Annotated in this window: 11 protein-coding genes and 1 pseudogene; 4 read left to right on the top strand and 8 right to left on the bottom strand. The window is 62.1% G+C overall.

From position 1 onward, the window contains the following. Nucleotides 1-171: 171 nt before the first annotated feature. Both G3T14_RS08200 and G3T14_RS08195 read right to left on the bottom strand, forming a co-directional pair. Nucleotides 172-423: a hypothetical protein gene (locus G3T14_RS08200; protein ID WP_163641796.1), complete on the bottom strand. Its 252-nt coding sequence runs from the start codon at nt 421-423 to the stop codon at nt 172-174. A 26-nt stretch (nt 424-449) separates the two neighbouring features. Further along, a complete protein-coding gene (locus tag G3T14_RS08195; RefSeq protein WP_246733072.1) occupies nt 450-878 on the bottom strand; it encodes a PRC-barrel domain-containing protein in 429 nt (142 codons plus the stop codon). A 382-nt stretch (nt 879-1,260) separates the two neighbouring features. On the opposite strand from G3T14_RS08195, the gene G3T14_RS08190 reads away from it, so the two are divergent. The 3 genes from G3T14_RS08190 to cax all read left to right on the top strand — a co-directional run bounded on the left by G3T14_RS08190 (nt 1,261) and on the right by cax (nt 4,632). Next, a complete protein-coding gene (locus G3T14_RS08190; protein WP_204262731.1) occupies nt 1,261-1,815 on the top strand; it encodes a fasciclin domain-containing protein in 555 nt (184 codons plus the stop codon). 401 nt (nt 1,816-2,216) lie between these two features. After that, nucleotides 2,217-3,467 carry a sodium:proton antiporter gene (locus tag G3T14_RS08185; RefSeq protein ID WP_348645240.1) on the top strand — a complete coding sequence of 417 codons (1,251 nt, stop codon included), beginning with the start codon at nt 2,217-2,219 and terminating at the stop codon, nt 3,465-3,467. Nucleotides 3,468-3,552: 85 nt separating this feature from the next. Then, entirely contained in the window at nt 3,553-4,632 is a 1,080-nt protein-coding gene (cax, locus tag G3T14_RS08180; RefSeq protein ID WP_163641794.1) for a calcium/proton exchanger, read from the top strand. Here the strand turns inward: cax and G3T14_RS08175 are convergent. The 6 genes and pseudogenes from G3T14_RS08175 to solA all read right to left on the bottom strand — a co-directional run. Beyond that, nucleotides 4,629-4,772, bottom strand: a pseudogene (locus tag G3T14_RS08175) (IS481 family transposase); the annotation flags it as partial. The gene cax and the pseudogene G3T14_RS08175 sit on opposite strands and share 4 nt — an antisense overlap. A gap of 304 nt (nt 4,773-5,076) precedes the next feature. Further along, a complete protein-coding gene (locus G3T14_RS08170; RefSeq protein ID WP_163641793.1) occupies nt 5,077-5,829 on the bottom strand; it encodes an amino acid ABC transporter ATP-binding protein in 753 nt (250 codons plus the stop codon). A gap of 28 nt (nt 5,830-5,857) precedes the next feature. Further along, a complete protein-coding gene (locus tag G3T14_RS08165) occupies nt 5,858-6,709 on the bottom strand; it encodes an amino acid ABC transporter permease (protein ID WP_163641792.1) in 852 nt (283 codons plus the stop codon). Beyond that, complete coding sequence (locus G3T14_RS08160; RefSeq protein ID WP_163641791.1) at nt 6,706-7,452, bottom strand: amino acid ABC transporter permease; 747 nt, start codon at nt 7,450-7,452, stop codon at nt 6,706-6,708. The genes G3T14_RS08165 and G3T14_RS08160 overlap by 4 nt, the downstream gene beginning before the upstream one ends. 40 nt (nt 7,453-7,492) lie before the next feature. Continuing rightward, nucleotides 7,493-8,323, bottom strand: a complete 831-nt coding sequence (locus G3T14_RS08155; protein ID WP_204262718.1) for a transporter substrate-binding domain-containing protein — start codon at nt 8,321-8,323, stop codon at nt 7,493-7,495. 131 nt (nt 8,324-8,454) lie between these two features. Then, nucleotides 8,455-9,624, bottom strand: coding sequence for an N-methyl-L-tryptophan oxidase (gene solA, locus G3T14_RS08150; protein ID WP_163641790.1), 1,170 nt, complete (start codon nt 9,622-9,624; stop codon nt 8,455-8,457). Nucleotides 9,625-10,416: 792 nt separating this feature from the next. Between solA and G3T14_RS08145 the strand changes: the two genes are divergently transcribed. After that, on the top strand, nt 10,417-14,043 hold the full coding sequence (locus G3T14_RS08145; RefSeq protein ID WP_163641789.1) for a hypothetical protein: 3,627 nt from the start codon (nt 10,417-10,419) through the stop codon (nt 14,041-14,043). The last annotated feature ends 1 nt before the right edge of the window (nt 14,044 follow it).

Genomic DNA, 14,044 nt, shown 5'->3' with positions numbered 1-14,044 from the left:
TCTCCGCCGGATCATCCCGAAGCGTCCGGCCCTCGACTGCGCGCTACGTCTTCGTTCACTTCCTGCCCGAACGGGCCACATGAAAGCGCCGCCGGAGGCAGGCTTGCCATCCGGCGGCGCTTCATCGTTTTTTCATTGGTGCCGATCGGACGAGGATCGAGTTTGGTGACGTCAGCGGCGCGGACCGCCGGTCGTCCCGCCATATTGCTGCCCGCGCGCACCGCGCGAAGGCATGCTGGCATTGCCGCGGCTAGCCGAGCCCTGCCGCATCCGGTGGCGGCGGTGCATACGCACCTGTAGGAGGTCGGCGTTCACTGACGGAACGACACCGGAGGCAGTCACCGGAAAGGCTGCGGACGGTAACGTCGAGGCGCCGAGACCGAGACCGGCCAGGAGCGCGGAGGCGAGAATGGTATGCCTCATGGTGGTCTCTCCTCCCGGTATGGGGATCAGTTCTTCTTCTTCGAATAGGTGAACTTCGGCGCGTTCTTGAGGGTGTCCTTGTCGGTGTCGGCATAGACCGCCCACTTGCCGTTCGTGTCGTGAATCGCAAGGGTCGACGGGTCGAGCACGACGTAGCTCTCACCCATACCGAGGAAACCACCGACGCTAACAACGACGCCGGTAAGGGTCTTGCCATTCTCGATCACGAGATCCTCGACCTCGCCGACCGTCTCCTTCTTGTTGTTGTAGACTGTGGTTCCGATGAGCTTGGACGACATCACGTCGGCCGGCTTTACTGTCACGTACTTCAGCTTCACCGTAGCGGTTTCCGCCATTTTCATCCCCATATCGGAGGATGCGGGCATCGTCTCGGCCAAGGCCGGAACCGTGAGGCAGGCGAGTGCGAGAGCGGCGGTGATCGTGCGATAGGACAAGGCGGTCTCCTGATTAAGGCTGCGAAGGTGAGAGGGCTCCCCCTCTAAGGGGGCCAGGCTCATGCCATCCCATGGCTGCACCGTTCCAGGCCACAACGTCCCCGTTCAGGAAACGTTCAGATAAATCGGTGGGCCTAACATGAATTTTTGGTAAGTTGTTTTTGAGAATGGCGGCTGATTGGCAGGCAATATCGTTCGGGTGAGCTGATAAAACCGGAGCAGGCGACTGCTCGATTTGACATGAACGAAAATCGATCCCGAGTTTTTGATCGGGCTACGATAAATTTGTTGTGACTAGTTATTTGAGACCCCTTCCGACCTCGTCCCGTAAGTCGGCCACGAGCCTCGATGATCGAGCCTTGATAGCCTCAACATGAATTCGATGATGCGTACGACGCTGACCGCCGCCCTCTTCGCCTCCGGCTTGGCCTTCGCGGTACCGGCCTTCGCCGAGACGTCACTCATGGTCGGAGGCGCCCCGATGATGGCCAGCAAGACCATCGGCGAGAACGCGTCCAAGGCGAGCAATCTCACGACCCTGGTCGCCGCCGTGAAGGCCGCCGGCCTCGTCGACGCCCTGAGCGGCCCCGGCCCGTTCACCGTGTTCGCGCCGACCAACGCCGCCTTCGCCAAGCTCCCTGCCGGTACGGTGGACACGCTGTTGAAGCCCGACATGAAGAAGACGTTGACGGCGGTGCTCACCTATCACGTCGTCGCGGGCAAGCTCGATGCGAAGGCGCTGATGGCCAAGGCGAAGATGAGCGGAGCCGACGCCAACCTGACGACGGTCGAGGGTGAAGTGCTCACCGTGAAGATGGACGGCGATCGCCTCGCGCTCATCGACCAGAAGGGCGGCGGCGCTGTCGTCGAGCAGCGCGACGTGTTCCAGTCGAATGGCGTCGTGCACGTCATCGACAGCGTCCTGATGCCGAAGTAACTCCCAGCGCCGGGACGGGGCCCGCTCCATCCCGGGTGCCCGTCCCTCCGCAACGCACCGCGCCGGGAACCTTCAAGCGGGAACCTTCGAGCTTGACCATTCATTGGGATGGTCATGAGGCTTCTGACGACGTTCCTGGCGGCGATCGCCGTGTGCACAGTCCTGCTGTTCGGCGCCGCCCATTTGGTCGATGCCCCGCCAAGCGAGGCGAGATCGATGGGGCTGACCGCCGCGACGGTCCTGGGTACCGACGGCATGGCGCCGATCACTGGCTCATCGCTCCCCGGTCGAGGCCCAGTCGCCTCTGAGGGATCCGTCGGTGGTGTCCCGTCCGGCGTTCAGGGCTAGTTCGTTCCGCGAGCCCTCAAGGCCGAGCCTCGCTTAATCCAGAGGCTAAAGTTATCTCGATCTTCGATCTCGCCGCTCTGCTGCTGACGTTATCTGCGCTGTTCGGCTGGCTGAACCGCCGCTTCCTACGGATGCCGCATACCATCGGCCTGCTGGTGATGGGGCTGCTGGCGTCGTTCGCGCTGGTCCTCGTAGACCTCGCCTTCCCGAAGCAGCATCTCTACGAGGACCTCACCCGGGTGCTCGACCAAGTCGACTTCACCGCCGTGGTGATGAACGGCATGCTCGCTTTCCTGTTGTTCGCCGGCGCCATGAGCCTCGACCTTCGGCTGTTGCGCGACCGAGCCTTATCAGTGGCGACCCTGGCGCTCCTCGGCACTCTGATCTCGACCGCGCTGGTCGGCGGTGCCTTCTGGGCCGCTGCGCAGGCCCTCGGCAGCCCGGTGCCATTCTCCTGGGCGCTGGTGTTCGGCGCGCTCATCAGCCCGACGGACCCAGTCGCGGTCCTGGCGACCCTGAAGAACGTAAACGTGCCCGAAGCCCTGGAAGTCGAGATGCAGGGCGAGGCTTTGTTCAACGATGGTATCGGCATCGTGCTGTTCACCGTTCTCGTCGCCTTCGCGGCGGGATCGGGTGGTGAGGCGATGAGCGTCGGCGGCATCACGACGCTCCTGCTCCACGAGGCCGGCGGCGGCTTGGTGCTCGGCATCGTCACCGGGTACGTCGCCTACCGCGCCATGCGGGCCATCGACGACTTTCCGGTGGAGGTGCTGATCACCTTGGCGCTCGTCGCCGGAACCTACGCACTCGCCCAGAAGCTCGGGGCCAGCGGACCGCTGGCCGTGGTCGCGGCCGGCTTGCTCGTCGGCGAGCGGGCGCCGCGCTACGCGATGAGCGACAACACCCAGAAGTACGTTTCGGCCCTGTGGACGCTGATCGACGAGGTGCTGAACTCGGTCTTGTTCCTTCTCATCAGCCTGGAGGTGCTCGTCCTCCGATTCGCGGTATCCGGCCTCACGCTCGCTGCCTGCGCCGTTCCCATCGTGCTGGTCGCTCGCCTCATCGCGGTTTCGGCGCCGGTCCTCCTGTTCCGCTGGGGCGGCAACCTCTGCCTCGGCAACGTGCCGTTCCTGACCTGGGCGGGCGTGCGCGGCGGTATCTCGGTCGCGCTGGCCCTCTCCATTCCCGAGAGCGACGCAAAGCCCGCGATCTTGGCGGCGACTTACGCGGTGGTGCTCTTCACCATCATCGTCCAGGGCTCGACCCTTGGCATAGTCGCGCGTCGGACATTGCGCGAAGGCTGAGAGCCCGCGACAGCGGTGAGCGCCTGCCGTCGCTGGGACAAGGCACGACCTTCGGGCGGCCCCCTCCATCGGGACTGATTTTCATATGGTCTTCACCGTCCTTCTCGTCCTCATCCCGATCTCGGCTGCGCTGAAGTATTTCGTCGGCGCCTCGCCGCTCCTGGTGTTCGCCTCCAGCGCACTCGCCATCGCCGTTCTGGCGGAGTGGGTGCGGCGCGCGACCGATCAGCTTGCGGACCGGGTTGGGCCGGCAATCGGCGGCCTTCTGACCGTCAGCTTCGGCAGCATCGCCGAGCTCGTCCTGGCGCTGTTCGTGCTCATGCAGGGCGAGGCCGCCGTTGTGCAGGCACAGATCGCCGGTTCGATCATGGGGACCAGCCTGTTCGGGCTCGGCCTCGCCATCATCGTGGGTGGGATCACGCGCGAGCGTCAGAAGTTCAGCGCCGAGCGCGCTGGCCTGCTGTCGACCCTGCTGATCCTCGTCGTCATCGCCCTCTTGTTGCCGGCCGTGTTCGACCTGAGCGGGCGGATGTCCGGGCAGGCGGCGTCGCTCGGCATCACCGACGAGGAGGTCAGCCTTGGCGTCTCCGTCGTGCTGCTGCTGCTCTACCTCGCCAACCTCGTCTTCACCCTCGTCACCCACCGCGACGTATTCTCGAACGACAAGGGTAGCGGCGAGGCCGACTGGAGCTTTCCTTTCGCCATTGGGGTTCTCGTCGCCGCAACAATCGCCATCGCCTTCGAGGCCGAGATGCTGTCGGGGACGATCACCCAGGCCGCGGGCGCCCTCCACCTCTCGCCGATGTTCCTCGGCGTCATCGTGCTGGCCCTGGTCGGCACGGCCGGCGACCTGTTCGCGGCGGCCTGGTTTGCGCACGAGGACCGCATGGGGCTCGTGCTGAACATCTGCATCGGCTCGGCCATCCAGGTGGCGTTGGTGCTGGCGCCGCTTTTGGTCATCATCTCCTGGGCGCTCGGTCATCCGATGACGCTGGTGTTCTCGAACCCTCTACACCTGTTCGCGATTGCCAGTACCGCCTTCATCGTCAACGCCATCGCCCGCGACGGCGAGACCACCTGGTTCGAGGGCCTTCTGCTGCTCGGGGTCTACGCCCTGTTCGGCCTGGCGTTCTTCTTCGCGAGTCCCGTCGAGATCCCGCATTAGATGTTTGGTCCCGGTATTTGGTGGAGCGGGTTTGATGTGAAGCGGCCTGGCTCTGCGAACCATGCTTTGCAGATGGCCTCGTAGGGCGTGAGGCCATGCAGGGTCTTGAGGCGGCGGCCAAAGTCGTAGGCGCTGACAAAGGCTGGCGACCCCGGTTGGGCTCGAACCAACGACCTGCCGCTTAGAAGAGGCCAAATCCGAGTGTCTCCGCAATCGATCCGAGTGCAAACCGCATTACGCAATTCGATGAAATCGCAATCTCACAAGCTTGAGGCGTTGAACGTGCGCGATGTGGAATTGCGCGATCAAGCGTCAACTTACATGAAGCGGAATGCCGCCGCATGACTGTAACCCCAACTGTAACCGCGGGAAAAATCCTCTCGCGCTACGCAACGATCAAAGCGACGATACCCGCAGCCTGTCTGACGACGTTTTGCTGGGCTCCTAAAGAACTTGAGATAGGAATTGCCGTGTGCGCGGATCGATGGCGGACGAGAATAAGGTCTTGGGCGGCCCGTGCTCGACGATAACGCCGCGATCGGTGAAGTAGACGTGGTCGGCGACCTCGCGGGCGAAGTTCATCTCGTGTGTGACGAGGAGGCAGGTCATGCCCTCCTCGGCAAGTTCCCGGATCGTAACGAGCACTTCCTTGACCGTCTCTGGATCGAGGGCCGCCGTGACCTCGTCGAACAGCATCACGTCCGGTCGCATCGCGAGCGAGCGGGCGATAGCGACCCGCTGCTGCTGCCCGCCCGACATTTCGCCGGGATAGGCCGCCTCCTTGCCGGCGAGCCGGACCTTGGCAAGGAGCGCCCGCGCCCGGACCTCGACTTCGCGTTTGTCCTGACCCAGCACGTGGATCGGCGCCATCATGACGTTCTGGAGTGCTGTCTTGTGCGGGAACAGATTGTACTGCTGGAACACCATGCCGACCTTGCGCCGCAGGGCCAGCTTATCGAGCCTCGGGTCGCCCACCTCGATTCCGTCGACTCTGATAGTACCGGAAGTGACCGGAACGAGAGCGTTGATGCAGCGGATCAGCGTAGACTTGCCCGAGCCTGACGGGCCAATGATGCAGACGACCTCGCCTCGGCGCACATCGAAGCTGATCCCCTGGAGAACCTCCGCCTCGCCGAAGGACTTGCGCACGTCGAGGAGCTGCACGATTGGTGGGCCGGAGGACGAGAAACTCACCATCAAAAACACACCATCAGAAACGCGAGCCTCAAGCCGTCTCGAAGCGCCGCTCCAGGCGCGCAGTCAGCCGGTCGATCGGGTAGCAGTAGAGGAAGAAGCATAGCAGGGCGAAGCCGTAGAGGGGGGCGAACAGCTCCGGTCGGCCTCCTTCCGCCGCATGGACCTGCGCCGTCAACGTCAGCATCTCTGTGACGCCGACGATGGAGGCCTGCACGGTGGCCATGGCTATCAGGGCGTAGACATTCATCCAAGGCGGCAGCATTCGCTTGAGGCACTGGGGCAGGATGATGCGGAACAGCGTCTGCCGCCGGGTGAAGGCCAGGGATTCGGCCGCCTCCCACTGGGTGGCCGGCACCGAGCTCACGGCCCCGCGCACGATCTCGGCAACGTTGGCCATCACTGGCAGCGCGAACCCAATCGTCGCTTTGACCCAGTCAGGTAGCGGCACGCGCAGGCCAAACACCGTGATCTGGAATGGCACGAGGAACATTACGAAGAACAGCAGCACCAGCCAGGGGACATTGCGAAAGAACTGCGTCACGCCCCAGGCGACGCGGCGCAGGACTGGCACTTCGCTGAGCAAACCGAGACCCAGCCCGACGCCCGCCCCCGTGCCGAGGAGCATCGCGACGAGCGAGATTGCGACGTTAAAGGAAAAGCCCGTCAGCAGAAGCGGCGCCCAGCGCAGGACGACTTGGAACGGCGACCGCACGGCATCTGAGCCCTGCGCGAAGGCCGGCACCACAAGGATAAGGCCGGCGATCCATGCCCCAAGTAGCCAAGCCTGCGCCGGGTGAAGGGCGAAACGGGTCCGTGTGCGCGAGACCCGGAACGGCAGCAGGACCGGCAGGTCGCACGACGTCGGCGGTGGCTCCCTCATCGGCTGTAGCCCGGGATCCGCAGGACCCGCTCCCAGCGGTGCATGATCCAGACGAGGACGCCGACGAGAACCGCATAGGTCGCCAGCAGAACGATCATCATCTCGAGCACATTCTGCGATTCCGACCATATCTGTTTTACCGCATACAATGTCTCGGGCACCGCGATGGCATAAGCCAGGGTGGTGGTCTTCAGAAGGTTGATGAGATTGTTGTTGAGGGCCGGCAGACAGACGCGGAGCGCGAGCGGCAGCACGACGTAGACGTAGGCCTTAAGACGGGTATAGCCGAGGGCCTCGGCCGCCTCGATGGTGGTCCGCGGCACTGCCTCGATGCCAGAGCGAAAAATCTCGACGTTGAAAGCTCCGGCGAATAGCGACAGCGAGACGATGGCCCACTGCACATTATCGAGGATCGGCACGCGCAAGCCGTCGGCGGTCTCGGTGGCCGGCAGTAGAGTGCCGAGCCCAAAGTAGAAAAAGAAGATCTGCACCAGCGGCGGCGTGTTGCGGAACACGACAACAAAACCGTTGACGAGGCTACGTAGGAGCCGCGACTGGCCGCCCTGAAGGAGTGCCCCCACTGCGCCGATGACGAGGCTAGCTAGGATCGTCGTCACCGCGAGCAGCAGGGTTATCTTCAGACCGTTGACGTAGCGGTTCCAGTCGTAGGGGTCGTAGAAGACCGTGAAGTTGAAACCCGTAGTTTCGTAGAGGGTCCGGAACCAGTTCGGTACGGCGTCCATCGTGTTCCTCAAGACGGCCAGTCGATTGACCTGGCGCGTCTCAGTTGGTCGCGTTCTTGTATTTTTCGTGCATCGCCTTCGAGTACTCCGTCGGCTCGATGCCCCACTTTTTCTCCTCCTCGACAATGAAGCCGGATTTCATCCAATCCTTAGTCGTGGTTTCCAGCATCGTCTGAAGCGAGCCGTTACCGAGCGCGACCGCCATCATCCAGGGAGCATCGAGGACACCCTTCAGCGGCAGGGCGTAGTCCGCCTTCCAGTCGGCGTCGAGGAGCTTACCTTGCAGCATACTCTGGTCGTAGACGTAGCCGATGCAGTTGCCCTGCTTAAGCGCGAAGAGTGGCTTCTCGGAGCCGTCGAAAGCAACGATCTCGGCACCGTAAGTGCGTGCCACTTCCTTATTGTACCAGGCGCCGGAGGTAGCGCAGAGAGGCTTGCCCTTGAGCTGAGCCCAATCGGTAATGCCCGCCTTCTTGGGGAGCATCACGTTGACGAAGTCGGAGTAGTATTGCGGGTCGATCGCCTGCACTACGCGGCGGCGCTCCGGCTTGTCCGAGAGCGTTGCGATGAGGAGGTCGACTTTGCCTTGCTGCAAGAACTCTATCCGGTTGGAGGAGACAACCGGTACGAGCTCGAGCTTCACCCCGAGGCGCTTAGCGACGTCGGCGGCGAGATCTGGCTCCAACCCGATGATTGCTCCGCTCGGATCGCGGAAGCCGAAGGGGCGGTAATCTGCCTTCACGCCGACGATGAGCGTCCCGCGCTGCTTAATCCCTTCAATCCCGTCCGCAGCTATCGCTAAGGAGGATGTGATTAATGCGGCCGCCGCGAGTAGGCCGGAGCCGAGAAACGTCATAGTCGGCTTACGCATAAAACGACACCTTTGCTTGGCAAATCCGGATCGACCAAAAGCGAAACAGGGAGGCCGATGATCGCTCTTTTGAGAGATTGCCTTGTAAAATCCAAATGGGTCAAGCAATCGGCAGGCCATCGCTGTGCGGATCAGCCGAACCGTTCGATTGAGTACGGAGCGAGATCGATGCGTCCGCTGGCCTGCGCCATCTCGTTTGCCACAGCCTCGCCGATCCCGGCCGAGTGCTTGAAGCCGTGTCCGGAGCAGGCCGAGACGACGAGGACCCGGTCCATTCGCGGGTGGCGGTCGATGATGAAGCCGCGGTCAGGGGTCATGGTGTAGAGGCACGCGGCGGACTGGGTCACCCGCGTTGTCGCGCCAGCGAGCCGGCCCGCTACGTGGTGCCTGTACATCGCTGCGGACTCCTTTGGGCTTACGTCGCGGTCGAGTGCCTCGGCCCGCGTGGAGGTCTCGTACTGCTCGGTGGCGACCTTGACCTGGGCCTCGCCCGGCTGGGGCGGGAAGCCGTAGAGGTAGTCCGTGTCACCGGCACCGTGCATCCAGATGAAGACTGGCGCGTCGGGGCCGTAAGCCGAGGCATCGTCCAGGGCGTACCAGTGCAGGAGCTGTCGATTGACTGTGAGCAGGTCCGTGAAGGGCGCGCCGAGAAGGGGCGCGGTCCAGGCCCCGGCCGAGACCACCACCTTATCGGCCAGAACGACGCCGCGATCGGTCTCGATGCAGACTCCACCCGGCTCCTGCAGGATCGACAGCACCGTTGTCCCGGTGCGGATCACGGCGCCGAGTTCGCTGGCCCGATGCAGCTGGGCGGCGATGCAGCGCTCGGGGCGCACGTAGCCACCACCCGGCTCGTAATAGGCCTTCTCGTCGCCGCTGAGATTTAGGAATTGCGGGAACCGGCGTGCGACCTCGCACCCATCAAGGACCTCGTGTGGGATTGAGAAGGCCTGCGCGGCGTCGATTGAACGCCCGACGAAATCCGACTTGCCGTGATGGGAGGAGACGCCGCTGCCCGGCCCCATCACCAAGGCACCGCAGGCGGTCAGCAGTGTCTCCCCGGTCTCCGCCTCCAGGGTTCTCCAGATCCGGTGCGAGGCCAGGACGAAGGGAACGTAGTCGCGACCCTCGCCGACAGCTTGTCGGGTAATGCGGCTTTCGCCGTGGCTCGACCCGAGGGTATGCGGCGGAGAGAAGCGATCGAGGCCGACCACCCCCGCGCCCTGCAATCTCAGTTGATAGAGGGCCGCACTCCCCATGGCGCCAAGGCCAATGACAGCAATTTCAAAGCGGTCTTCCATCGCGGTATGCACTCCGGTCCCCAGTCAAGCAGCGATCGCCACTTCAACCGTGGGAAATTCTGCCATGCTCCGTCGCATATGTATTGGTTTCATCAACCCGCGCGGACTCGTTGTCGATAATGCCGAGGTCGGGTCAAGGCTGACCATCGCCGTCCGGCCGATCGCCGAATCCGCCCAGGAAATCTCATGCCAAAAACCGCCCGCTTCCAGGTATTGCGTCTGTAGACCTGTATGATCAAGTCGGGTTTAAATCAGCATATTCACTTCCGGGCGCCTAACACACTATAGCTTCTAGCCTAGATTTGCGCGCTTTGAGGTAAAATTAAACATCCGCTGTTTTAATTTCCAGTTATAGAATAAGACGGTCGCAAGCCCGGCAATTAAAATTAATAATTTTCCAGAAGTGATGTTTATAAAGAATTGAATCCAATAAAATATCTTAGTAATTTTATTCGAATATTTCGTCCGTGGAGATTTCTGCGCGTTGCAGAGCCCACATGTCGGGGGGGCGTATTTACCCCTCCTCCGGACTAGTTGATTTTCGCCAATTGCGATCGTTGAATGAGCTGATGAAAAATTGAGCGGTTGGGCCACACAAAGCTGATTGTCTCGGCGCTGCGTCTGCAGCGCTCGGACGATACCTCACGCTCTAATCCATATTCGCTCGACCTACGCTGCTGAGCCCTCAAAAGCGGAAATTCAAAACTTCCGCTTGTAGGCCGAAAATAAAGATTGCATCTGGTACAATGAGATCACCAGAGCGCCCACCACCACACGAGTACGCTACGAGCAATGTTCGACGTTAGCCCTGACGAAATTGCATTGCTCAACGACGTCGATCTGCGGGAGCTTGTTGGCCGCCTATGTGAGGCCGAGCTTGCAAGCCGGGGACTATCGACTGCCGCGGTGACATGGGGCGGCAATCAGACCGCCGCAGACGGTGGTCTCGACGTACGTGTCGCGCTGCCAGTAGGTACCCCCATAGATGGCTATATCCCAAGATTCTCGACGGGGTTCCAGATTAAGACACCAGACATGGCGAGGGCGGCTATCCTGGGCGAGATGCGGCCGAACGGTGCGATCCGACCCGTCATCCAAGAGCTTGCTGAAGAGGCCGGCGCTTACGTCATCGTTAGCTCACACGGCTCAACGGCCGACGTTGCCCTGCGCAACCGACGGAACGCGCTGTACGAAGCGCTGACGGATGTTGCTACCGCCGCTCAGCTTCATATCGACTTTTATGACCGCACGCGCCTAGCTACATGGGTGCGGCAGCACCCAGGTCTGATCACCTGGGTCAAGGAGAAGGTGGGTCGCGCGCTGGTCGGCTGGCGTCCATACGGTTCATGGGGCGGCGCGGCCGAGGGCGTCGAGGCCGAGTATCTGCTAGACGATAAGCTGCGGCTCCAGCTTGGTAGGCAGCACGATGCGCCCGCACAGCCCATCGCTGACGCCATCGACGAGTTGCGCGACGAGCTCGCCCAACCTGGCAAGATAGCCCGCTTGGTCGGACTATCGGGTGTAGGCAAGACTCGTCTCGTCCAGGCTCTCTTCGACGCGCGCATCGCCTCGCGCCCATTGCCGCCGTCGCTTGCCGTCTACACAAATCTGTCCGATGATCCCGACCCACAGCCGACAGGCCTCGCCTCGGACCTAATCGCTAACCGCACGCGCGCCATCTTAATAGTCGACAACTGCCCACCGGATCTCCACCGCAGGCTCTCGGACCTGTGCGCAGCATCCATCAGCACGGTTAGCGTTCTTACGGTCGAGTATGACGTGCGCGACGACCAGCCGGAGGGGACGAAGGTCGTCAGCCTCGACACGTCTTCACCCGAGTTGATCGAAAAACTGATCCGACGTCGCTTCTCGCACATGTCCGAGGTCGATGCCCGCACGATCGCCGAGGCGTCTGGCGGTAACGCCCGGATCGCGATCGCCCTCGCCGGAACGGTCGAGCGCTCTGAGACTATCGCCGGCCTTTCGGACGACGAGCTCTTCCAGCGTCTATTCCGCCAGAGGCACGATTCCAACGACGCTCTGCTCCTCGCGGCCCAAGCATTCTCGCTCGTTTATTCCTTCCAAGGCGAGGCGCTGGCAGGCGATGAGGCAGAGCTGCCGCGCTTGGCCGTACTCGCAGACCAAGCTCCTCGGGAACTCTACCGGCACGTTAGTGAGCTGCTCCGGCGGGACCTCGTTCAGCAACGCAGTGTGTGGCGCGCAGTGCTGCCGCACGCCATCGCGAACCGGCTTGCCGCCCGCGCCCTTGAGGAAACGCCGTACGACCTTATCAATCAGCAACTCGTGACAGGTGGAACGGACCGGCTTGCTCGGTCCTTTTCACGACGGCTTGCGTTCCTGCACGAGCATCCCCGCGCCGTCGCCATAGTCGACCGATGGCTTGCGCCTGGTGGCTTGCTGGGTGACGCGACGGCTCTCAATGACCTTAGGCGAGCAATGTTCGAGAACGTCGCGCCAGTGTTGCCCGCCGCCGCGCTCGCGGCTCTTGAACGAGCTAGCGACAGCGATGCCCAGGTGGCCACTATCGTTTTTAGGCAGCATAGGTCGTTGCTGCGCTCCCTGGCCTATGACCCGTCCCTATTCGAACGAAGCGCCTCCCTGCTGGCGCTGGCAGCTACGCAGAGCTCGGACGAGCAAGATGCCAAAGACGCTTCAGACGCGTTCGTTTCGCTCTTCACAATCTATTTGTCAGGGACGCATGCTACCATCGAACAACGGCTGGGTGTGATCGAACGGCTGCTCATATCCGGCGTGCCGAAGCAGTGCTCGCTTGGCTTGGCGGCCCTCGACGAGGTTCTAGAGGCTACGCATTTCAGCTCGGGTCATCGTTTCGAGTTCGGGGGGCGGTCGCGGGACTACGGTTACCAGCCCAGAAGCAACGATGACATAAGTCGTTGGTACAGTGCCGCGCTGGTGCTGATCGAACGTATTGCGTTCATTGAGGATGTACTCAAGCCTGAGTTGGGCAGTCTGCTTGCGCGAAACTTTCGCGGGCTGTGGACTTCGGCGTACATGCTCGACAACTTGGAGCGCCTGTCTCGCTGCTTCGCGGCAGACAGGTTCTGGCGAGAGGGTTGGGTCGCGTGCCGCCAGATCATGCGTTTCGACAGGGACCAGCTGAGCCTAGAAAGTTCTTTCCGCCTTTCCGCTTTAGAAGCCGAGCTTAGACCGTCCAACCTATCGGAACGGGTGCGAGCGGTGGTCCTGGGCGGTACATCGGGCGGAATCGACTTGGAGGACATAGAACTCGAAGACGACGTCACGAGCGAGTTTGAGAGACTTGAGGCGATCGCCACCGAGCTTGGCGTGGCTGTCGCCGCCGACGAAGCAGTGTTCGCAGATCTCCTGCCTGACATTCTCCGTGGTGGGAATAGAGCCTGGGCATTCGGACGTGGGCTCGCCTGCGCGTCTGAGGATAGGCGCGCCGCCTGGTCAAGGCTCGTGGAGAGCCTTGGGCAACTCCCGCTGGAGCAGCGCAACGTTCAGGTGCTTAGGGGTTACCTTGCCGAACTCTGGGAGCAAGACAGGAATCTCGCGCAAGATCTCCTCGACGCTGCTCTGGACCAGCCCACCTTGATTGCGTTCGTTCCGGTGCTGCACTCGGTGGTGCAGCTTGATGCGCGTAGCGTCGAGCGACTGAAGCGGGCTCTGAACTCAGGTCAGGTGCCGGTCGGGATGTATCGACACCTGGCGCTTGGGCGAACGACGGATCAACTGGCAGGCAGCGATCTGAGAGATCTGCTCCAACTCATCTCCCAACAGCCCGATGGGTTCGACGTAGCGCTGGAGATCCTGTGCATGCGTGTATACTCGGACCGTTTGGAACAGAGGCAGCATGAGACCGAACTCTTAGAGGCCGGTCAAGAGCTGTTGCAGCGCCTCCAGTTTAGGAGGGGTAACCAGCGCGACGACCACAATCTGGCAAGAGTTGTGCGAGCATGCCTAACAGGGCCTGAAGCCGCGACCCTCGCGACGGAGATAACGGGCCAGCTGAGGCGGGCGGTCGCAGCCCACGAGACCCACTCATTCGACAACGACGACCTGCTGAAAGCCCTGTTAGCCGTTCAGCCAACGGCCGTTTTAGACGCCCTTTTCGAGGGAGACGCAAGGGAGTGCCAGGCGGGTGTCAATGTGTTCGATCACCTGCATAATCACCGGCCGAACCCAGCGGACGTGATCTCGTGCGAGAAGCTCATTGCCTGGTGCAATCAGAACCGCGAGAGGCGTTATCTACTCGCAGCTTCCTTCGTCACGTTTGCACACCGCACTGAAGAGAGCGGACCCCAGGTTTGGTCGGAGCAAGCGAAGGCTCTCCTCGTCCACGCTTCCAACCCCGGTGATGTCCTAGCCCGTCTTATTCATGAGGGCGGTGGATTTGGGGTGGCGAGCGTAGCGTAAA

The sequence above is a fragment of the Methylobacterium sp. BTF04 genome, from assembly GCF_010692745.1.
Lineage (GTDB): Bacteria > Pseudomonadota > Alphaproteobacteria > Rhizobiales > Beijerinckiaceae > Methylobacterium.
Note: the sequence above shows the minus strand (reverse complement) of the source record. Positions and strands in the feature narration are given on the sequence as shown.